The following is a 21,589-nucleotide window of genomic DNA, read 5'->3' on the forward strand; positions in this document are numbered from 1 at the left end:
ATGAATCCTTTGTCTCGTATCGATCCCGACGATCCCTATCCCGAGAGTGACGGACAGCCCATGGCGGACAACACGGAGCAGTACGAATGGATCGTCAGGATCAAGGAAAACCTGGAGATTCTGTTCGCCGACCGGGCGGATGTCTTCATCGCCGGTGACCTCCTGTGGTATCCGGTCCCTGACCGGCAGATCATCGGTCCCATCGCGCCGGATGTGCTTGTCGCCTTTGGCCGGCCCAAGGGCAAGCGCGGCTCGTACAAACAATGGGAAGAAGGCGGTATCGCCCCGCAGGTGGTCTTCGAGATCCTGTCGCCCTCCAACAGCCGCAAGGAGATGGCCGACAAGCGGGACTATTACGAGATCTATGGCGTCGAGGAATATTACCTCTATGACCCGGACCGCAACCGTCTGGAGATCTGGCGGCGCGAGGACGGTCGGTTGCAGCCGGTCTCCCATCTGAACGGCTGGGTGAGTCCGCGTCTGGGCATCCGGTTCGCCCTGCGTCCCGAAACGCTGGAACTTTTCGACCCGCACGGTCGTCCGTTCATGACCTCGGTCGAGTTGGCGCGCCATGTCGAGCAGGCACAGGCACGGGCCGATCAGGAGCAGGCGCGGGCGAACGCGGAACAGGCGCGAGCGGAGCAGGAGCGGGCGCGGGCGGACCAGGCCAGCCAGCGCGCGGAACGTCTGGCCGAACGCTTGCGCGCACTTGGGATCGATCCGGAGACACTCGACCCTGACACGCATCAGCATTGAACGCTGGAATTCGTGAACCGGTCGAAGGTTCCCGAGCCCGGATGCGTTTTCAATTCAGGCTCATTTTGCAGAAGCCGAACGGGCTGACCACCAACGGAGTGACGCGTGGATATCGCCGAACTACTTGCCTTCAGTGTCAAGAACAATGCCTCCGACCTGCATCTGTCGGCCGGGCTTCCTCCCATGATTCGTGTCGATGGCGACATGCGCCGGATCAATGTTCCGCCCCTGGAACATCGCTCCGTGCATTCGCTGGTCTACGACATCATGAACGACAAGCAGCGCAAGGATTACGAGGAATTCCTGGAGACCGACTTTTCGTTCGAAATCCCCGGCGTGGCGCGTTTCCGCGTCAACGCCTTCAACCAGAAGCGCGGCGCCGGCGCGGTCTTCCGGACCATCCCCTCGAAGGTGCTGTCGCTGGAAGATCTGAAGGCCCCCGCGAGTTTCAAGGACATCGTCGATGTCCCACGCGGTCTGGTGCTGGTGACCGGCCCGACCGGCTCGGGCAAATCGACCACCCTGGCGGCGATGGTGGATCATCTCAACGACAATAAATACGAACATATCCTCACCATCGAGGATCCGATCGAGTTCGTGCACACCAGCAAGAAGTGTCTGGTCAATCAGCGCGAGGTCCATCGCGATACCCTCGGCTTCAGCGAGGCGCTGCGCTCCGCCCTGCGCCAGGATCCGGACATCATTCTGGTCGGCGAAATGCGCGACCTGGAGACCATCCGGCTCGCGCTCACCGCCGCCGAGACCGGCCATCTGGTGTTTGGCACCCTGCACACGACCTCAGCGGCCAAGACCATCGACCGCATCATCGACGTCTTTCCCGCCGCCGAGAAGGACATGGTTCGTGCCATGCTCTCGGAATCGCTGCGCTCGGTCATCGCCCAAACCCTGCTCAAAAAGATCGGCGGCGGTCGAATCGCGGCCCACGAGATCATGATCGGCACGCCCGCCATCCGCAACCTGATCCGCGAGGCCAAGGTCGCGCAGATGTACTCGGCGATCCAGACCGGTCAGGCACACGGCATGCAGACCCTGGATCAGAATTTGAAAGAGTTAATGCAAAAGGGTCTGATCGCGCGCAAGGATGCCCGCGCGAAGGCCCAGAACAAGGATGATTTCATGTAATGGATCTGAAACGCGCGCTGGAACAACTGCTTGGCGCACTGGACGAAAAGAAGGGTTCCGACCTTTTCATCACGGCAGGCTGGCCGCCCAGTATCAAGATTGATGGCGCGATCTATCCCGCCGCCAAACAGCCGCTCACCGCCGATCAGGCGCGCGGCATGGTCTATGAAATCATGAACGAGCGCCAGCGCGCCGAGTTCGACGACACCAAGGAGTGTCAATTCGCGATCGACCGCTCGCCGCTCGGACGCTTCCGTGTCAGCGCCTTCGTCCAGCGCGATTCGGTTGGGATGGTACTGCGGCGTATCGAGTCCCGGATCCCCACCCTGGAAGAACTCAAACTGCCTTCGATTCTGCGCGATCTGGGCATGGTCAAACGCGGCCTGGTGATTTTCGTTGGTGCGACTGGTACCGGCAAATCGACCTCGCTCGCGGCCCTGGTCGGCTATCGCAATCGCAAGAGCAGCGGGCACATCATCACAGTCGAGGATCCGATCGAGTTCGTGCATGAACACGACGGCTGCATCATCACCCAGCGCGAGGTGGGGGTGGATACCGAGTCCTTCGAGGTCGCGCTGCGCAATACCCTGCGCCAGGCCCCGGATGTCATCCTGATCGGCGAGATCCGCACCCGGGCGACCATGGAATACGCCATCACCTTCGCCGAGACCGGCCATCTGGTGCTGGCCACCCTGCATGCCAACAATGCCAATCAGGCGTTGGACCGCGTCATCAACTTCTTTCCGGAGGACTCCCGCGATCAGATGCTGCTGGATCTTTCGCTCAACCTCAGGGCCATCGTCGCCCAGCAACTGGTGCCCCGCAAGAGCGGCCAGGGGCGGCGCGCGGTGGTCGAAATCCTGCTCAACACGCCGCTGGCCGCCGACCTGATCCGCAAGGGCGAGGTGAGCAAGCTCAAGGAGTTGATGAAGAAGTCCGGCGAGCAGGGAATGATCACCTTCGACCAGGCGCTCTTCAATCTCTACGAGGAGGGCGAGATCAGTTACGAGGACGCGATCCGTTACGCCGATTCGGCCAACGAGGTGCGACTCATCATCAAATTACAGGGAGGCACCGCGCAACGGGCCGCGACCGATCGCACCATCGACGGCATTACGCTGGTGCAAGAGGAAGAGCGGAAGCCATCGCCGCGGTAGCGGTGGCCCATCGCGCATCGGATGGGGCTTCGCCGCGCGCGATCAGCCCTGTTTCTCGAACACGACGCGACCGCCCAGCAGCGTCCAGACGACTCGCCCACGCATTTCCTGACCCAGGAACGGCGAATGATGGCCGCGACTGACCAGGGTCTCGGCGGTCGGAATCCAGATCTCCCCAGGATCGAAGACACAGAGGTCGGCGGGATCGCCGGGCGCGAGCCGCCCCAGGTTGCGGCCCAGGATCGCGGCGGGGCCGGCGGTCAGCCGTTCGATCGCCCCGGACAGATCCAACACACCCTCGGCGACCAGACGCAGCGCCAGCGGCAGCAGGGTCTCCAGGCTGGAGATGCCGGGCGCGGTCTCCGGAAAAGGCGCGAGCTTGGCGTCCGCGTCATGCGGCTGGTGGTCGGAGCAGATGGCGGCGAGGTCGCCTCTCGCGAGCGCGGCGCGCAGGGCGTCCCGGTCGGCGAGGGTGCGCAGCGGCGGGATCAGATGACAGTTCGCGTCGAAGCCGGCGAGATCCGCTTCGGTTAGAAAGAGCTGATGCAGGCTGACATCGCCGCTGGCGCGCACCCCTCGGCGGCGCGCCTCGGCCAGCATCGCCACCCCGCGCGCCGTCGAAAGACCGCGAAAGTGAATGCGCGCCCCGGTCTGTTCGGCAAGCGCCAAGTCGCGCGCGACCGCCACCGTCTCGCTGGCTTCCGGGATGCCGGGGAGTCCAAGTCGCGTGCTCATGCGTCCTTCATGCACGCAGCCGCCCTCGCCCAGATCCTGATCCCGCGGGTGGAGAAAGACCGTGAGCCCGAAGGTGGCGGCATACTCCAGCGCCCGGCGCTGTACCTGCGCATTGCGGATCGGCCGGTCGGCCTGGCTCAGCACCGGACAACCGGCCTGCTTGAGCGCGGCCATCTCGGTGATCTTGCGGCCCTCCAGACCCTGAGTCACGGCGCCCGCCGGCAGGACATGGGCATACCCCAGACGTTCGGCGGTCTGATGCACGAGCTGCGCGACGGCTGGGGTGTCGATCACCGGTAAGGTATCGGGCGGACAGCAGAGCATGGTGATCCCGGAGGCGGCGGCAGCGCGGGTTTCGCTGGCGATGGTCGCCTTCTGTTCGTGACCGGGCTCGCGCAGCCGGGCGCAGAGATCGACGAAGCCGGGGCAGACGATCAGACCCCGCGCGTCGAGCGTGCGCTCGGGCCGAAAGCCTTCCGGGGCGTCGCCGATGGCGAGCACCCAGCCCTCGGCGAGGTGCAGATCGGCGATACGGTCGATGCCGCTGGCGGGGTCGATCAGCCGCCCGTTGCACAGACTGATGCGGGATGCATTAACCATTGAGAAACTCGCCTCGCCCCTGGCTGTTCAGAGTTTGGGTGCCGATGCACATCGACATCACCGCCATGCGCACCGCAATCCCGTTCGTCACCTGTTCCAGAATGACCGAGCGGGGACCGTCGGCCACCTGCGAATCCATCTCCACGCCCCGATTGATGGGGCCGGGGTGCATGACGATGGCGTCCGGGCGGGCACCGGACAGACGCTTCTCGGTCAGCCCGAACAGGTGGAAATATTCATGCTCGCTGGGCAGGAGCGCGCTGTTCATGCGCTCGCGCTGGATGCGCAGCATGATGACCACGTCCACGTCGCGCACGCCCTCGCTCAGATCATGGAAGGCGCGCACGCCGAAGGCTTCCTCGACCTGGCTGGGCAGCAGGGTGCGCGGGGCGATGACGCGGATCTCCGCGACGCCCAGGGTCGTCAACGCCAGGATCTGGGAGCGCGCGACCCGCGAGTGCAGGATGTCGCCGACGATGGCGACGCGCAGACTCGCGAAGTCGGGCTTGTGCCGGCGAATGGTGAACATGTCCAGCATGCCCTGGGTCGGGTGCGAGTGCCGCCCGTCGCCGGCATTGATGATGCTGACATGCGGATCGGCATGCGCGGCGATGAAGTGGGCGGCGCCGCTGGTGGCGTGACGCACCACGAACATGTCGACATGCATCGCCTCCAGGTTGTGCAGGGTATCGAGCAGCGTTTCGCCCTTGGCAGTGGCCGAGGTGGAGATGTTGAGATTGAGCACGTCCGCCGACAACCGCTTGGCGGCCAGCTCGAAGGTGGTGCGGGTGCGGGTGCTGTTCTCGAAAAAGAGATTGGCGACGACCTTGCCGCGGCATAGCGGCACCTTCTTGACCGCCTGCTGGGCGACCCCGAGAAAGCCTTCCGCGCGGTCTAGGATCTCGGTCAGAAGCTCACGGCTCAGACCCTCGATGGTGAGGAAGTGCTTGAGATGACCCTGCGCATCGAGTTGTGGATTCGGCGTGTTCATGGGCGGTTCGTTTCCGGATCGGAGCCTGTGCCTGCGCGCGGATCCTCCTCGGGGGTTGACCGCGCGTCCTTGAGGTCGCTCTTGCCGGCGGGTTTTCGGGGCGTTTGTCCCCGGAGCAGGACCAAGGGGTCGGGGCCACTGAGCTTGATCTGTTCGTCCCGTTCCAGACGCGCGCGCAGGCCAACTACATCCGGGGCGATCGGCAACTCGCGTCCGGTGCGCTCGGCCAGGGTCGCCAGAATCACCGAGGCCGGCCGGCCGTAATCGAACAGGACATTGAGCGCGGCGCGGATGGTGCGCCCGCTTTGCAGCACGTCGTCGACCAGGATCAGATGACGATCGTCGATGCCGACCGGCAGACAGGAGGGGCGGACCTGCGGATGCAGGCCGATCCGGGTGAAGTCGTCGCGGTAGAAGGAGATGTCCAGATGACCGAGCGGCTCGTGCAGGCCAAGCGCCCGATGCAGCCGTTCCGCGACCCAGACGCCACCGGTATGGATGCCGATCATGAGTGGGTCGGCAATGCCCTGGCGAGCCAGCAGGACGGTCAGTTCATCGACCATCCTGGCGATGGCGGCGTCGATCTCGGCGGCGTTCTTCCAAAGTTCGGTCCGACCGGGATCGGGCGTGCGGATATCAGGGTTGCTCACAAAGCCAGGTTTCCAGGATGAGGGCCGCCGCGAGCGCGTCGACGGCTTCCCGGGTGGGCGGTGCGTGGCCAGGGCGCTCCATGATCTGACGGCGAGCCTCGATGGAGGTCAGGCGCTCGTCGATCAGATGGACCGCGAGTCCGTAGCGACCCTGAAGCTGGCGCGCGAATCGGTGGACCCGCGGCGACCAGTCCACTTCGGTATCGTCCATATTGAAGGGAAGCCCGACGATCAGCGCGCTGGGGCGCCAGTCGCGGATCAGCGTCTCGATCTGTGGCCAGTCCGGCTGTTCGTTCCGATTGCGCAGCGTGATTAAGGGCGTTGCCGAGCGTGTCACCATCTGGCCCACGGCCACGCCGATCTTGCGGGTGCCGAAATCGAATCCTAACAGGGTCGTCATACGCGATCCGGACGCGGTTTACGCGTGACCGGCTTCGCCGCTGAGCAGGTTGAGATCCACGACGCCAAGCAATTGGGCGGCCGCCATCCAGCGCGCGCTCGATGGCAGGCGGAAAATGATGTCATTGCTGGCCGGTCCGTTGAGCCAGGCATTGGCGCCCATCTCCTGCTCCAGTTGACCGCCGCCCCAGCCGGCATAGCCGAGCGCGATCAGGATTTGTTCTGGCCCCTCGCCGCTGGCGATCGCTTCGAGGACGTCGCGGGAGGTGGTGACGCTGATATCGGGCGTGATGGCCAGGGTGGAATCGAAGGCCGGTCCGGCGGTATGGAGCACGAAACCGCGATCAGTCTGGACCGGGCCGCCCTGATAGACCGGCGTCTCGCGCACCGCGGCGCTCAAGGTCGTGATATCGAGTTGGGAGAGCAGGTCGCCGAGCGTGACTTCCAGCGGGCGATTGATCACGATGCCCATGGCGCCTTGATCGGTATGCTCGCAGACATAGGTGACCGTGCGCGCGAAATTCGGATCCTGCAGACCCGGCATCGCGATCAGAAAATGGTTGGTTAGTGAGGTGCTGAATGGCATGGGCGTTAGTATCCTGATCGGCGCGCGGCGAGGCAAGCGTTGCCGAGCGATATTCTGACCGATTTCAGCGTTCAGGAACCAGAAAGATAATCCCCGCCAACTGCCAAATCTCCGATGGACCTGCGCTGGAGACTGGTCGCTGGAAGCTGACTGCTCTATTCAACGCTCCCAGCCCAAAACGCCGCCCTGCATGAACTGCCAGGTGCGGATGATGTCGAGCACATCGGTTTCGGCGGCGATGTCCGGCGGAAAAGGCGAATAGGGTGCCGCCAGTTCGACGATCTGGATCGCGGCCTGATCCAGCAGATCCAGACCGGAGGAGCGCACCACGCGGATGCGTTCCACGCTGCCGTCCGAGCGCAGCGCGACATGCAGGATCAAACTGCCATAGAGTTGCTCCTCCTTGGCCGCCTGAGGGTAGTTGAGGTTGCCGATGCGCTCCACTTTACGTGCCCACGCACCCAGATAGTTGGCATAGCGAAATTCGCGGGTGCTGGCACTGATGGATTTGCGCCGCACGCGACTTGCGTAGCGGTTTGCCCTGGACTCCAGCCTGGCGGTCAAACTGGCAATCTCCGTGCCTTGGCTGGCGAGGATGCGGGCGGCGTTCGCGGGAGCTTGCTGTCGCGACAGCGTGTCGGGCGGCGGTCGAGGCTCCGGTGTGGGCGCGACCCTGGCGGCGAGCACCGCTGGATCATCCCGTGAGACAGGCTCCTCCGGTGGCGCTGACGGCTCCTGGGCGATTTCGTTGCGGGCGACTGACGGTTGGACCACCTCCACCGGGGTGGGCGGCTCGGCGACAGTGCTCTCCGGACGCGTCTCCGCGAGGGTCTGGCTCGCCGCCGGCGCTGGGTCGTCGCCGGGTTGCCGCGCCCGCTCGGACCGAATCGTCGTGGCGGTATCGCCTCGTGGCGACTCTCCCAACCGATTCTGTCTCGAAAGTGCCGCGTCTGGCGCTGGCTGGGCGATCGCCGGTCCGGCTTCGTGCAGAATCAGAACCTCGAGAGCCGTTTCCGGAGTTGGTTTTGGTTCCGGTTTCGGTGGAGCGACGGGCGCCAGCAGGATTGCAAGCAGATGGATCAACCCGGCGCCGATCAGCGCCGGGGCGAAGGCAGGTGTCGCGTGGCCACCATCCGCGGCTGTCAGGAGGCGCGGCAGCGTCCTCGGCGCGTCCGGGTCACTGGAGAGGGTCATTTCAATTCGGTTTTCGATGACTCGGCGGCAATTTCCAGCGGCTCGCTCAGCACGATTTCATCCTGGTCATCCACGCGTTCGAGGCGTTCCGCCATGCCGGGGTTCAGATGCGTTCTGCCCTGGCGATCCATCAACAGGACATAACGCACCCCCATGTTGACCGCGATCCGGTGCCAGTCCGTCGGTCCGGCGATGAAGAGCGCGGTGGCGGCCGCCGCCGCCGTCGTCGCATCGTCGTGGATGACGGTGACCGCCCGCGTTTCCTGGGCCGGCGAGCCGGTGCGCGGATCGATGACATCATGGTACAGCCTGCCCTCAAACAGAAAATTGCGGTCATAGTCGGCGATCGTGGCCACACTCTCGTTGCCCCGAAGCGGCAGGATGGCGAAGACGCCCGAACCGTTGGGGCGGCGAATCGGGATCCGCCAGGGCTGGCCGGCGCGGTCGCCGATGGCGCGCAGATGCCCGCCGGCCTTGATCAGGGCATTGTCGATGCCGGCTTCCATCAGATGCCTGATGGACAGATCGATCGCATGACTTTTGGCGATCGCGTTGAAATCCAGGCGAAGCGAGGGATTGTGGCCGCGCAGCTCAAGATCCTCGATGTCAATCTGCGCCATGGTCGGGTTGGCCTTGACCAGACGCGCAATCCGTTCGGGCGAGGGTGGCGGACGGCTGCCCAACTGATCGTCATGAAAGCCCCACAGATCCATCAAGTGGCCAATGGCTGGATTGAAGAGGCCGTCGCTACGCGCTTCCAGGGCCTTGCCAAGACGGACCAACGGCAGCATGGAGGGCGGCGCGACGAAAGGTTCGCTGCTGGCAAGCAGCCGATTGACGCGCGTCATGGGGCCGGGTTCCCAGGCATGCCAGTCGCGTTCCAGGTAGACAAAGTCCTGCTCGATCCGGTCCGCGGCCTGTTTTGCCTGTTCCTTGCCGACACCCACCAGACTTACGTCTACCTGGGTTCCGAATGCCGTGAAGCGGGTGACGATGACCGGAGACCGGTCTTTGCAAGCGGTCAGCGCGAGCAGAACGATCAGGACAATCAGGGCCATTCGTCGACGCATCGCGCGGTTTGCGCCAGGGTCGGTCGCGGGGGACAACGCATACAGCATAGTGTCGCCGTTCCTCAGGGTAGGGGTTGGCCAGATCGCGCCTAAACCGCGGCGACCGCAATCTTCGTTGGATCAGGCGAGTCCGCTCTCACGGAGGGGTGGCGCGGATCACGCTTGGGCGCGGCTCAGGCGAGTCTGGATGCATTCCATCAAATCTCCCGCAATGTCGAGACCATGGGCCGCATCCAGTTCGCGGATACAGGTTGGACTGGTGACATTGATTTCGGTGAGATAGTCGCCGATCACGTCCAGGCCCGCGAACAGGATGCCTCGCGCCTTGAGTTCGGGGCCGACCTGTCCGGCGATCCAGCGATCCCGCTCGGTCAATGGGCGTGCCTCGGCGCTGGCCCCGGCGGCGAGGTTGCCGCGAGTCTCGCCTGGCGCGGGGATGCGCGCCAGACAGTAAGGCACGGGTTCGCCATCGACCATCAGAATCCGTTTGTCGCCGTCACGGATGTCGGGAATGAAACGCTGGACCATACAGAACCGTCGGCCAAAATCGGTCAACGTCTCGATGATGACGCTCAGATTGGGATCGTCCTGACGCACCCGAAACACCGACGCACCGCCCATGCCATCGAGCGGCTTCAAAATGATGTCGCGATGCCGGGCGTGGAAGGCGCGGATATCCAGCGCGCGACGGGTGATCAGGGTGGGCGGCGTACACTGCGGGAATGCGGACGTAAAGACCTTTTCGTTCGCATCGCGCAGGCTGCGCGGATGATTGACCACCAGACAACCTTCTCGCTGGGCTTGTTCCAGGAGGTAGGTCGTAAAAATATATTCCATGTCGAACGGCGGATCCTTGCGCATCAGCAGGGCATCGAGCCGGGCGAGCGGGCGCGTTTCCTCCACCCCGAAACGATACCAGCCGCTGGGGTCATCGGTGACATCGATGGCCCGCAGGCGCGCCATGGCGCGACCGTCAAGCAGGTAAAGGTCGGCGACCTCCAGGTACCAGAGTGGCCAGCCACGCCGCTGCGCCGCCAGCATCATGGCAAAGGTGCTGTCTTTTTTGATGTTGATGGATCCGATCGGATCCATCGCAAAGCCGATCTCGATGGACATGCCGGCAGTGTACTTCAGCCGCCGGTTGCTTGTCAGCGCATTCGCGCGGGCTTGCATGCTGCATCGCTTGACTCTAGGATCACGGATCATTCCGCCATCGTGGATCCTGAGCGCATCCGGATGCTCGGTCGTTTGGCCTCCTGTCGCTCTTATTTTCGGAATGATGACGCCGTTCACATCGACGCACCGCCTCGACCATGGTACAAATCCCAGCTATGTATAGTCGTCTTACAACTTGCTTTGGCAAGGAGCCGCAACCGTGACGGACCAGGCGGATCGTCCTGACTTGCGTGGCACCAGGATCCTGGTGATCGATGACAGTAAAACCATCCGGCGCACGGCGGAAAACCTGTTGGTGAAAGCCGGTTTCGAGGTCTGTGTCGCGGAAGATGGATTTGACGCGCTCGGCAAGATCGTCAGTTTCAAACCCGAACTGGTCTTTGTCGATATCATGATGCCGAGGCTCGATGGCTACCATACCTGCGCGCTGATCAAGAGCAACCCTGCTTTGCAGCATACGCCGGTGGTGATGCTCTCGAGCAAGGATGGATTATTCGATCGCGCCAGGGGGCGAATGGTGGGCGCGCAGATGTATCTGTCCAAGCCCTTCACTGGCGAGGAACTGCTGCGGGCAGTACGCGGCATTCTGCGCCAATCCTCCCCGCCCCTTTTCGGGCAGGCGGACGGACAGGATCCATCCAGCTCTTGAATGCCTGTCAGCCATTCACCGGCCAGGAATTTGCGCAAGCGGATGCTTTGTCGATACGGCCTCGTTCATGAGCAAGGATCATTCGCTGACAAGCCTTAGGCATATCATGAGACGCTTAAACCCGAACGCAAACCCGCCAGCTCAGGACGTGAGTGCTACCAGCGTCTCATCCGTGACCGCAACCGTGCTGGTGGTCGACGATTCGCCGACCGAGACACGCATCCTGTTCAATACGCTCACCAAAGCCGGATACCGGGTCGAAACCGCGGCGAATGGCGAGGAAGGGGTCGACGCGGCACGCCGCCTCCATCCTGACGTCATCCTAATGGATGTCATCATGCCAGTCCTGAACGGTTTTCAGGCGACACGGATTCTGCGTGGCGACGTGCAAACCGCGAATATCCCCATCATCATGGTAACGACCAAGGATATGAAAACGGACCGAACCTGGGGTTTGCGCCAAGGCGCAAACGACTACCTGGTCAAGCCAGTGGATCGCCAGCTACTCCTCGAACGGATTCGCATCCTCTTGGGTGCTTGACGCAAATGGCGCGCACCAACCGTTCCAGAACCGATCTGCACGCGCTGATTCGCGACCTTGACGCTCGCTGTCGGGCGCGCGCCGCCGGCTTGCCGGACGACACGAAACCTTCCGATAGCTGGGCGGCGGTGTTGTTTCTGGTGCGCGCGCAGCCCTTTTTGACGCCGCTGGAGCAGATTGCCGAAGTCCTTGAAATGCCACGCGACATTACACGGGTGCCGGGTACCCGGCCGTGGCTGCTCGGCGTCGCGAATAATCGGGGAATTCTGCTGCCAATTTTCGATCTGGGCGCCTTTATCGAGGGCGGGAAGCCCCCGCTTCAGGGTAGGGTCCAGGAATCTGGCTCGGACCGCCGCCGCGAAACCCGCGGTCGAGAGCGCGTGCTGGTGGTAAGGCAGGATGAATTGCCCTGCGGTCTGGTCGTCTCCGAGGCGATCGGTATGCGCTACATCAAACGCGGCGACCAAGTCGCCGAGGTACCGGAGGGGCTCGGCGCGAGCAAACCCTACGTCGATGCCTCGTTTCTTCTCGATGGCGCGCCAGTGCCGGTCGTCCGGCTGGGTCGCCTGATCGCCGATCCACTGTTCAACGCGGCCATGGTGTAGACGCTCGCGATCGACCTCGGCGGCGAGTTCGCTCAATGGTCAAGGTTCATGACTGACCTTGAAGCACGTTATGTACCGTCAGGCGTGACCAGGACATTCAATGGACATTCGAAAAGACAATCAACGCATCGGGAGTCGGCACTAGATGGCGAAGCCAATGAAAATAACTTTAGGCAAAACCGCGGCGGGGCGGTTCCCGGGAGGTTCACAGTGGACGACGCTTCTGTGGTTACTGATCGCGTTGATCTTTGCGGCGCTGGCGTTGCTGAGCGATCTTCAACTGAGCAATGTCGACGAAGCGAATCGACGGCAGTCGCTCGCCGCGGCCATGCAAACCATCGAAGCGCGGAATTTGATCGAATCCGCACGCGAGGCCGCGCGGGGCAACGTCGACGCCTTTGAGCGGCTACGCCAGGCGCACGAGCAATTGCAGGCCAGTTTGGCGACCCCGATCAGCGGTGCTGCCGACATGGCGACGCCACTCAGGGATCACGCGAGACAAGCCGAGAAATCCTGGGCGGCGGTCAGCGCCGCCGCCAAAGGGATTCTGGCCGAGAAGGCTCGTCTGCTGACCCTGCGCGAACACATCGAGACCGTGCAGGAAGCACTGCCGCAAGTCAACGAGAAGATGGCTGCGGCGCAGCGGGTCGTCGCCGAGACCGCTACGCCCTCTCAGGCGCTTCAAGCCGGCCTGCAAACGGCCCGGCTGGAGCGCATGAGCGCGGCTCTCGCGCAATTCCTGGCGGGCGAGACGCTCGCCGCCCAAACGATCGAGGATTTTTCGGCGGGCAACGACGCGTTCGCCGCCACGCTCGACGACCTGATCGAAGCATCCCGGAGCGGTTCGGTGTCGAGTGCCGGCGCTCGTTCCGCACTCGCCGAAACGAAGCTTCACTTCGACACGCTGCGCGCGTCGGCCAGCGACCTGCTGGGATCGATGCAAGAGGTTCAGCCAGCGCTCGACCAATTGCCGAGCCTGGAGACCGAGGGGCTTCGGCTGGAGACGTCATTGCAAGCCCTGATGTCTGACACTGGCCTGGGGGGAGGGCACTTCACGCTGGCCGGCATTCCCATTGGCAAAGGCGCGGTTCTGCTGTTCGGCGCCATCGCCGTGCTGAGTCTCGTTCTGTTGACGCTATTGACCTTGCGCGACGCCAAGCGTCGGGAGGAACTTTCGACCGCCCAGACCGAGCGTGACGAGGGCGCGATCCTGCGTCTGCTTGATGAAATGGGCGATCTCGCCAGCGGCGATCTGACGGTCGAGGCCACGGTCACCGAGGACAAAACGGGAGCCATCGCCGATGCCATTAACTATGCGATCGAGGCCCTGCGAAGCCTGGTGACCACCATCAACACGACCGCCGCCAGGGTCACGCACTCGGCGCAAGAGAGTCGCGCGATCGCCATGCGGCTCGCCGAGGCGAGCAGCGTTCAATCGCTGCAGATCACCCAGGCCTCGGCGGCCGTGCAGTCGCTGACGGTTCAGATCGACGAAGTCGCCCGCAATGCCGGCGAGTCCGCCGAGGTGGCGTCCCGTTCGGTGGAAGTGGCCGGACGCGGCGCCCAGACGGTGCGCGATACGATCCAGGGCATGGATGCAATCCGCGAGCAGATTCAGGAAACCTCGAAGCGTATCAAGCGGTTGGGCGAAAGCTCACAAGAGATTGGCGAGATCGTCGAGCTGATCGACGACATTGCCGATCAGACCAACATCCTGGCGCTGAACGCCGCCATGCAGGCGGCGATGGCGGGCGAGGCCGGACGCGGTTTCGCGGTGGTCGCCGACGAGGTCCAGCGGCTGGCCGAGCGTTCGCGCAACGCCACCAAGCAGATCGAGGTGCTGGTGCGGACCATCCAGGCGGACACCAACGAGGCGGTCAGTTCCATGGAGGCCAGTACCGCCGGCGTGGTCGAAGGCGCCAACTTGGCCGAGAACGCGGGCGAGGCGCTGCGCGAGATCGAGAACGTCTCGGCCTACATCGCCGATCTGACCAAGCGCATTTCCGATTCCTCCCAGCGTCAGTCCCGGCAGTCCGCTGAGATCAACGATACCGTCCAGGCCATTCGCGCCATCACCGAGGAGAATACGGATGGCACGCGCCGCGCCGCGGACTCGGTCGAGGAACTCGCCAACCTGGCCATCGAATTGCAGCGGTCGGTAGCAGGCTTCCGGCTTCCCTAACGGACAGGCTGACCACGAGTAGCGGGTCCATGGCAGAAAAAAAGGTGGTTGAAGGTCTTCATTGGGTCAAGGGCGAGATCGCCGCGACCCTGCGTCCAGTGCGTGACTTGGTTGAGGCAGGAGGTGCCTCTACCTCGCCGGGGAGTCTGGCGGCTGCCGTTCAAGCCCTGGAGCAGGTGCAAGGCGTCCTGCTGGCGCTGCAATTGAATACGCCGGCGCGTCTGGTGCAAGAGATGACCCGGCTGGCCGAGTGCCTGAGCGATGGCGGTTCGATGGCGCTCGAGGCGGAAGACACCCAGGACGTTCACGCGGTCGCGCGGGTGATGGGTCAGGCGCTTGCCCAGTTGAACAGTCACCTCGACAGCCTGGATGCCGGCTTCGATGAACGCCCGTTGAACCTCTGGTCGAGCATCAATGAGGTCCGCGCTGCCCGCAATGACCTGCCGCTGACCCATTTCGAATTCCTGACGTTAGCGGCAACGGAGACCGACGGCGATGTTCAATGGCGGCCCGAGGCGCTGGAGACTCTGGCCGAAGTCGTGCGTCAGGTACGGCCTCAATATCACCGTTATCTGGTCGAATGGTATCGGGGCGGTCCTGACAATCAGGGCCTGATCCGTCTCGGGAGTCTCTTTCGTCATCTGCATGGCTACCTCAAGGAGGGGGTGCTCGCCGACCTGTTTCTTCTCAGCGAGGCATTTGCCGAAGCCGTGCGGGACGAACGTCTGGCCACCGATGCCAAAACGCGCTCATTGATGGGGCATATCGATCGGGTCTTGAAGCCGTTGGCCCAAAAGCCGCCGCAGTGGCCGGACGTTGATGTACTGTCCCTCATCGAACATCTCCTGAATAGTCTTTCAGCGGTCGCGGTCAGCAATCCGGCCGTTGCCCGGCTATGGTCCTGGTATGGTCCAGACCGGTCCGGCACCTCCCGGTCACGCGAAGACAGGGATGGTTTTGGTGGCGATGCCGCGCTCGCCGAGCTCGCAGGCTCGCTCTTGAGCGAGTTCTCCCAGCTCAAAGAGCAGTTCGATCTGCTGACGCGCGAGGAACCGACCGATCACGATGCGTTGGATGCCTTCAGCGCGCGCCTGCGTCGTCTCGCCGACACCCTGGACGTGGCCGACGTCGGCAACCTGTCGGAGCGACTGCGCACGCTTGCCAATGATTTCAGTGGCTCAACGCGCGACGAGATGGCGAGAGATCGGGTACGGCTGGAGTCGCAGGCCATGGAACTGCTTGGCATCGAGGCGGTTCTGCTCGCCCATGCCGGTCATCGTTCGACGCGGGCCAAACAGATCATCGTGCCCGAGATGGATCTGTCCGAACTCACCGCGGCCACGTTGCGCGAAGCGGGTTACGAACTATTGCAAGTCAAGGAGGCCATTGCTGGCTGCCATGCCGAACAGGGCACGCTGGATGCCCTGAGCCCGGTGAAGCAACATCTTCTCAGTGTCTCCGGCGCCTTGACCGTTCTCGGCGAGATTCCGGCGGCGGAGCTTACCGATTCGATCGGCGAACTGGTCCAGAATCGCTATGTCAAGGCCGGGCGGACTCTCACGGCTGCCGAATTCGAGCATCTTGCCGATGCCGTCGCAGCACTCGAACTCTATCTTGGTCATCTCCAGGAGGCGGTGCCCTTCGGCGGCAGCCTGATCGAGCGCGGCAGCGAGTCTATTCGCGCCCTTCGGTCCGAGCCTGAGCCAACCCTAGCGCTTTCGATCGAAGAGCCAACCGGCACGACGGCCGCCTCGACCGATGTCGAGCGGCCCCTTGAGCTTGATCTCCCTCTCGATTCCGACATCATCCCCGACTCCCAGGTCTCCATCCCGAATCAACCCGCTTCGGAGATCGTCCCCGGCTTGATCGAATCGGAGTTTTCCGACGATGACGAGACGGCATTTCTCGATATCTTCATGGAGGAGGCCCGCGAGGAAACCGCTTCGGTCCAGATCCAGTTTGCACGCTGGGAGTCCAATCCCAACGATGTCTCCGCCCTGGCCACACTCAGGCGCAGCTTCCATACCCTCAAGGGCAGCGGCCGACTGGTCGGAGCCCTGCAGGTCGCCGAGTTTGCTCAGTCGATCGAGTTACTGCTCAATCGTCTGATGGAAGAGCAAGCGTTCCCCACCGAGGACATTCTGAGCTGCGTGGCAGAGGCGGTGAGTCTGTTGCCCGGTCTTGTCACGGCCGAGTCCGAGGGGCTCCAGTTCGACGTCGATCCTCTCGTTTCGCGCGCCAATCGGTTGCGGGAGACGTCCAGCCTTGCGGCTGGTCAAGAGCTCGTGACCACGATCGCACCAGCCGAGTTGTCAGACGAACTGGCGGCCGCGAAGCTGGCGGATCTTGCGGAGCAGGTGACCGACCACGATAGTCTGTTCGTCGCCGACGAAGAATTGCAGCGAATCTTTCAGGCGGAGACGTACGAGCATCTCGACGAGTTGCGGGTCTTTCTGCGGCGGGCCGAGGCGGGTGACGCCAGGGTGGATGAAGCGAGCCGACGCGCCTTGCATACCCTGACCGGTAGTGCGCGAATGTCTGGCATCGACTCCATTGCCACGGTGACCAAGGGGTTGGAGCAATGTATCAAACCGTTGCTGGCCTTGGGCGGCGTGCTGGATGAGCGCCTGTTGACTCTCATCGGGCGCGCTGTCGACGCCATTCGAGAACGGGTCGACGAATTGCCAGCCCTGGGTGCCGGCGCCTCGGCCCTGGTGGACCTTGCCGCCGAGATCGCCCAACTTGAGCCGCCCGTTCTGGCGGACGATAAGATCGAAATCCCCACGGCCATCGACGCTCTTCAGATCGAGGTGCCACCCGAGCCAGAGCCTTCGCGCGAGCATCTCATTCCGCTAGAGACCGCTCTCGACGACTCGCCTCGGTATCCCGCGGTGGCAGTCGAACAGGAGGCAGGCGACTGGCGGTCGGCGGCTGAATGTGCGGGCGAGCTGGAGACAGCGGAACCGACCGACGCCATGCCGGCGCCCGATCCGGACATGGTCAGCCTGTTCCTGGAAGACGCGCGGGATCTGCTCGACAAACTGGACACGCAATTCCGCGAATGGCAATTGACCCCCCAGAACCTTGGTGCGCTGGATGGCATCAATCGCCTCCTGCATACACTGAAAGGTAGCGCGCGCCTCTCCGGGGTAGCGGCTATCGGCGATCTCAGTCACGCGCTGGAAACCCGCCTGAAGGCATTGAGCGAAGATCCGCGCGCGGTCAATGAGACGACGCTGGAATTGACCCAGCGTGCCGTGGACACCCTCTCGGCGCAGGTCGACGCACTGGAACAGGGAGCGCCACTCCAGCGCATGACGACCCTGATCGAGGCGCTTGGCCGTTCGCCGTTGGAGATTCCGGGCGTCCCCGAAATGCCAGTGGAAGCGGCCTTGCCGCTGGCCGCGCCGTTCCAGCTCGCCGGGGCGATTCCCCCAGATGAATACGCGGATCTGGCGAGTGTTCGCGAAGGGCCGGCCCCGAGCGGCGTCGAAGGGCTGCCCCCGAGCGGCGTCGAAGGGCTTGCTCCGAGCGGCGTCGAAGGGCCGGCCCCGAGCGGCGCCGAAGGGCTTGCTCCGAGCGGCGTCGAAGGGTCGGCCCCGAGCGGCGTCGAAGGGCTGCCCCCGAGCGGCGTCGAAGGGCTTGCTCCGAGTGGCGTCGAAGGGCCGGCCCCGAGCGGCGTCGAGGGGACTGCGGCGCTTCCCGCCAGCCCACAGATCCGAGTGCGTTCCGATCTGCTGAACCGATTAGTCAACCACGCCGGCGAGATCAGTATCTACCGCGGGCGTTTGACGCAACGCAATGGATTGTTGGGTTTTGGCCTGGGAGAACTCGACCAGACCGTCGCGCGTCTGCGTGAGCAACTCCGACTGCTGGAGATCGAAACGCAGACTCAGATCATGCATCGCTTCGAGCGCGAACGTGAGCGTGAGCGCGAGCGCGAGGAAGAAGCACGCGGGTATGACGGCGAGTTCGATCCGCTTGAAATGGACCGCTTCTCAAGACTCCAGCAGCTTTCCGGCAGCCTGGCGGAGACCGTCAACGACCTGGTCAGCGTCAAGGAAATGCTGGGCGGCTATCAGCGCGAATTCACGGATCTGTTGACCCAGCAGGCGCGCATCGCCGACGATCTTCAGGACGGACTGCTCCGCACCCGGCTGGTGCCCTTTGTCCAAGTGGTTCCGCGTCTGCATCGCCTGGTGCGCCAGACCGCCGACACCCTCGGCAAGTCGGCGCGCCTGGAGGTGATCGGACCCGAGGTGGAACTGGACCGCACCATCCTGGATCGGCTGGTCGCGCCGCTCGAACACCTGTTGCGCAACGCGGTGGATCACGGCCTGGAGGATTCCAAGACGCGGACCGCGAACGGCAAGCCGGCGACGGGCAAGGTGACGCTGGCCCTGCGCCGCGAAGGCAATGACGCGGTGATCAGCCTGAGCGACGATGGCAAAGGCATGGATCTCGCCGCCATTCGACAACAGGCGATTGCCCGCGGATTGCTGGCGCCCCAGACCATTCTGCCGGACGAGGCGCTGCTGCAATTCATCCTCGAACCCGGCTTTACGACCTCCGGCAAAGTCACCCAGATCTCGGGGCGCGGCGTCGGTCTGGACGTGGTGGCCTCCGAGATCAAGGTCGCCAATGGCTCGATCGCCCTGGAATCGGTCCCCGGCCAGGGTGCCCGTTTCACCGTCCGGCTGCCCTTGACGCTGGCCATTATCGAGGCGTTTCTGGTCTCCGCGGGGGACAACATCTATGCCGTGCCGCACAGTACTGTGGAAGCGGCGGGCCGTATCGGTCGTGACGACCTGCTGGCCATCTACCGGGGCGAGGCGACGGAATTCACCTCGCGCGGCCACAGCTACAAGGTCGTCTATCTGGGCGGCGTGCTCGATCCTGCTCACGAACCCGATCTCGGCGAACGGCGCTGGCTGCCGCTGCTGATGATCCGGCTCGGCGAGCAGCGCGTGGCACTGCATGTCGACAGTCTGCTCGAAAGTCAACGGATCCTGGTCAAGCCACTGGGTCCACAACTTGCTGGCGTGCGCTGGCTGAGCGGGGGCACCATTTTGCCGGATGGGCGGGTCGCGCTGATCCTTGACGCCTTGGCGCTGCTGCGATCCGGCGCGGCTCAGCTCTATCGGCCGGCCGCCGCGACGGTGGAGACCACGAAGGGGCCAGTCTGTGTGATGGTGGTGGACGACTCGCTCACCGTCCGGCGTGTCACGAGCCGTTTGCTGCGGCGTCAGAATATGGAAGTGCTGACGGCCAAGGACGGGGTCGAGGCCCTCACTCTGCTCGACGAGCGCATGCCCGATCTGTTGCTGCTGGATATCGAGATGCCGCGCATGGACGGCTACGAACTGGCGCGCCACATCCGCCGCTCCGAGGGCCTGCGGGATCTGCCGATCATCATGATCACCTCGCGCACCGGCGCCAAACATCGAGAGTACGCCATGCAGTTGGGAGTGGATCGCTACCTCGGCAAGCCGTATCAGGAATCCGAACTGCTCAACGAGATCAACTCGCTGCTGGCGGAGCGTGCCGGTTAAACTGGAAAAGAGCTGCCAGCCGCCAGCAAATAGCTGAACACGCTTCTTGGAGTGATTTTGTGGTCTTTCGCCGTTCACCTAGTGGGTGACAGTTTCGATCAGCGAAAACTTTGGCAAAATAACGGCTGGCGGCTGGCGGCTGGCGGCTGGCGGCTGGCGGCTGGCGGCTGGCGGCTCTTACCCGAAATCCCCCCACAGCGCCTGAATGACCGCGATGGCGGCGAGCGGCGCCGTCTCGGTGCGGAGAATGCGCGGCCCCAGACGCACGCCTTGAAAACCCTGGCGTCGGGCCTGCTCGCGTTCGCGCGAACTCAATCCGCCCTCCGGTCCCACCAGCAGGGTTACGTCTATCTCCGGCGCGGGAAACTCGGTCAGAGCCAGCGGCGCCAGGGGATCGAGCAGCAGACCGCCGGCGGGCGCGGTCGCCAACCAGGGTTCCAGTGTGGCGGCCGGTTCCAGCGTCGGCAGCCGCCGCCGCCCGGACTGCTCGCAGGCGCCGATCACGATGCCGCGCCAGTGTTCCAGGCGCCGTTCAAGGCGCGCGCCATCCAGGCGGACCTGACTGCGTTCGGTGAACAGGGGCGTGAGTCGGTCGACCCCGAGTTCCACCGCCTTTTGGATGGCATAGTCCATACGCTCGCCTTTGGAGACGCCAAGCGCCAGATGGATACGCAGTCGTGGGGCGGTTTCCGGTTCGCTCGCGCCCTCGACGAGGACCGTCGCGGCCGTGCGATTCGGCTCGATCAGGCGGGCCGGATAGTCGCGGCCATCGCCATTGAACAGAATCAGCGGGGTGTTGGCGGTCAGTCGCAGAACCTGGGTCAGATGGCGGGTCGGGCCAGCGGGCAAGACCAGATTGGATCCGGCGCTCAGGGGCGACTCAACGAAAATGCGCGGGAGACGCATCGTACCGATCAGCCCGGATTCGCGGTTGCGCGCCAAGTGCCCACGGCCAGCAGTCCCCAGCCGAGGATCAAGGCAATACCGCCCAAGGGCGTGATCGCACCGAGCCAGCGCTCGCCGCTGAGCGTCATCAGAAACAGGCTGCCGCTGAACAGGGTGCCGCCGAGCAGAAAGGCCCAGGCGGCGGCATGCACCAATCTAGCGCTTGGGCGCTGGAGCAGGAACAGGCCGCAGACCAGGATGGCCAGCGTATGCAGTCCCAGATAGTCCGCGCCGGTCCCCCAGTTGACGAGCAGATCAGGCGCGACGCGTCCCTTGAGTCCATGGGCGCCGAATGCGCCGAGGGCGACCGTCAGCAAACCGCCGACGGCTCCCAACGTCAGCCACAGTCGCGCCTGATTCATGGCGTGATTTCCCGAGAGCGACTCGCGCATAGTGGACTGCCTCATATGAATTTGGGTGATTCCCGGCCTTGTCGATGACCGTGCGGCTCAGGCCGCTGAAAACGTCACGTATCGCGCTGACCACACGGTCGATCCATTCGACGGGCTCATCGCCATCAGAATTACCTAATAAGGCAATTTTATGAAAGCAGCCGGAAATACTGTTTTGATTTTACCGTGGCGAATCACTACGCTCCGATCCCCATAGTACCCGGTCAGGACTTGAGCGTCCTCGTTGCAGTCGCCCCACAGGATTG

General features: G+C 63.7%; 18 protein-coding genes. 8 read left to right on the plus strand and 10 right to left on the minus strand.

The genetic code is table 11. From position 1 onward, the window contains the following. The 3 genes from CCR95_RS07795 (at position 1) to CCR95_RS07805 (ending at position 3,056) form a co-directional block, all read left to right on the plus strand. Positions 1 to 756: a Uma2 family endonuclease gene (locus tag CCR95_RS07795; RefSeq protein WP_201093317.1), complete on the plus strand. Its 756-nt coding sequence runs from the start codon at positions 1 to 3 to the stop codon at positions 754 to 756. Between the two features lie 105 nt (positions 757 to 861). Continuing rightward, positions 862 to 1,899: a PilT/PilU family type 4a pilus ATPase gene (locus tag CCR95_RS07800; RefSeq protein WP_201093319.1), complete on the plus strand. Its 1,038-nt coding sequence runs from the start codon at positions 862 to 864 to the stop codon at positions 1,897 to 1,899. Beyond that, positions 1,899 to 3,056, plus strand: coding sequence for a PilT/PilU family type 4a pilus ATPase (locus CCR95_RS07805; protein ID WP_201093320.1), 1,158 nt, complete (start codon positions 1,899 to 1,901; stop codon positions 3,054 to 3,056). Before CCR95_RS07800 ends, CCR95_RS07805 begins: the two co-directional genes overlap by 1 nt. 42 nt (positions 3,057 to 3,098) lie before the next feature. Here the strand turns inward: CCR95_RS07805 and CCR95_RS07810 are convergent, their stop codons facing one another. From CCR95_RS07810 to gshB, 8 genes are all read right to left on the minus strand, one after another. After that, complete coding sequence (locus tag CCR95_RS07810; RefSeq protein ID WP_201093321.1) at positions 3,099 to 4,391, minus strand: dihydroorotase; 1,293 nt, start codon at positions 4,389 to 4,391, stop codon at positions 3,099 to 3,101. Beyond that, positions 4,384 to 5,382: an aspartate carbamoyltransferase catalytic subunit gene (locus CCR95_RS07815; protein WP_201093322.1), complete on the minus strand. Its 999-nt coding sequence runs from the start codon at positions 5,380 to 5,382 to the stop codon at positions 4,384 to 4,386. The genes CCR95_RS07810 and CCR95_RS07815 overlap by 8 nt, the downstream gene beginning before the upstream one ends. Further along, entirely contained in the window at positions 5,379 to 6,032 is a 654-nt protein-coding gene (pyrR, locus tag CCR95_RS07820; RefSeq protein WP_201093323.1) for a bifunctional pyr operon transcriptional regulator/uracil phosphoribosyltransferase PyrR, read from the minus strand. Before pyrR ends, CCR95_RS07815 begins: the two co-directional genes overlap by 4 nt. Further along, positions 6,019 to 6,432 carry a Holliday junction resolvase RuvX gene (gene ruvX / locus CCR95_RS07825; protein WP_201093324.1) on the minus strand — a complete coding sequence of 138 codons (414 nt, stop codon included), beginning with the start codon at positions 6,430 to 6,432 and terminating at the stop codon, positions 6,019 to 6,021. The genes pyrR and ruvX overlap by 14 nt, the downstream gene beginning before the upstream one ends. 18 nt (positions 6,433 to 6,450) lie before the next feature. Next, a complete protein-coding gene (locus tag CCR95_RS07830; protein ID WP_201093327.1) occupies positions 6,451 to 7,017 on the minus strand; it encodes a YqgE/AlgH family protein in 567 nt (188 codons plus the stop codon). A 159-nt stretch (positions 7,018 to 7,176) separates the two neighbouring features. Next, positions 7,177 to 8,211 (minus strand): energy transducer TonB, encoded by a 1,035-nt coding sequence (locus tag CCR95_RS07835; protein ID WP_201093329.1) that lies wholly within the window; start codon positions 8,209 to 8,211, stop codon positions 7,177 to 7,179. After that, positions 8,208 to 9,269 (minus strand): FAD:protein FMN transferase, encoded by a 1,062-nt coding sequence (locus CCR95_RS07840; RefSeq protein ID WP_242523116.1) that lies wholly within the window; start codon positions 9,267 to 9,269, stop codon positions 8,208 to 8,210. The genes CCR95_RS07835 and CCR95_RS07840 overlap by 4 nt, the downstream gene beginning before the upstream one ends. 168 nt (positions 9,270 to 9,437) lie before the next feature. Beyond that, positions 9,438 to 10,397, minus strand: a complete 960-nt coding sequence (gene gshB / locus CCR95_RS07845; protein ID WP_201093380.1) for a glutathione synthase — start codon at positions 10,395 to 10,397, stop codon at positions 9,438 to 9,440. A gap of 259 nt (positions 10,398 to 10,656) precedes the next feature. On the opposite strand from gshB, the gene CCR95_RS07850 reads away from it, so the two are divergent. The 5 genes from CCR95_RS07850 to CCR95_RS07870 all read left to right on the plus strand — a co-directional run bounded on the left by CCR95_RS07850 (position 10,657) and on the right by CCR95_RS07870 (position 19,986). Continuing rightward, entirely contained in the window at positions 10,657 to 11,106 is a 450-nt protein-coding gene (locus CCR95_RS07850) for a response regulator (protein ID WP_201093333.1), read from the plus strand. A gap of 106 nt (positions 11,107 to 11,212) precedes the next feature. Continuing rightward, positions 11,213 to 11,647, plus strand: a complete 435-nt coding sequence (locus CCR95_RS07855; RefSeq protein ID WP_201093335.1) for a response regulator — start codon at positions 11,213 to 11,215, stop codon at positions 11,645 to 11,647. 5 nt (positions 11,648 to 11,652) lie between these two features. Next, positions 11,653 to 12,252 carry a chemotaxis protein CheW gene (locus CCR95_RS07860; RefSeq protein ID WP_201093337.1) on the plus strand — a complete coding sequence of 200 codons (600 nt, stop codon included), beginning with the start codon at positions 11,653 to 11,655 and terminating at the stop codon, positions 12,250 to 12,252. A 157-nt stretch (positions 12,253 to 12,409) separates the two neighbouring features. Then, positions 12,410 to 14,434 carry a methyl-accepting chemotaxis protein gene (locus CCR95_RS07865; RefSeq protein ID WP_242523117.1) on the plus strand — a complete coding sequence of 675 codons (2,025 nt, stop codon included), beginning with the start codon at positions 12,410 to 12,412 and terminating at the stop codon, positions 14,432 to 14,434. A gap of 29 nt (positions 14,435 to 14,463) precedes the next feature. Further along, positions 14,464 to 19,986: a hybrid sensor histidine kinase/response regulator gene (locus tag CCR95_RS07870; RefSeq protein WP_201093340.1), complete on the plus strand. Its 5,523-nt coding sequence runs from the start codon at positions 14,464 to 14,466 to the stop codon at positions 19,984 to 19,986. A gap of 177 nt (positions 19,987 to 20,163) precedes the next feature. On the opposite strand, the gene CCR95_RS07875 is transcribed toward CCR95_RS07870, so the two are convergent. Both CCR95_RS07875 and CCR95_RS07880 read right to left on the minus strand, forming a co-directional pair. Beyond that, positions 20,164 to 20,892: a 16S rRNA (uracil(1498)-N(3))-methyltransferase gene (locus CCR95_RS07875; protein WP_201093341.1), complete on the minus strand. Its 729-nt coding sequence runs from the start codon at positions 20,890 to 20,892 to the stop codon at positions 20,164 to 20,166. Positions 20,893 to 20,900: 8 nt separating this feature from the next. Next, entirely contained in the window at positions 20,901 to 21,293 is a 393-nt protein-coding gene (locus tag CCR95_RS07880) for a DUF423 domain-containing protein (RefSeq protein WP_201093342.1), read from the minus strand. Between the last annotated feature and the right edge of the window lie 296 nt (positions 21,294 to 21,589).

Source organism: Thiocystis minor (genome assembly GCF_016653465.1).
Lineage (GTDB): Bacteria > Pseudomonadota > Gammaproteobacteria > Chromatiales > Chromatiaceae > Chromatium > Chromatium minus.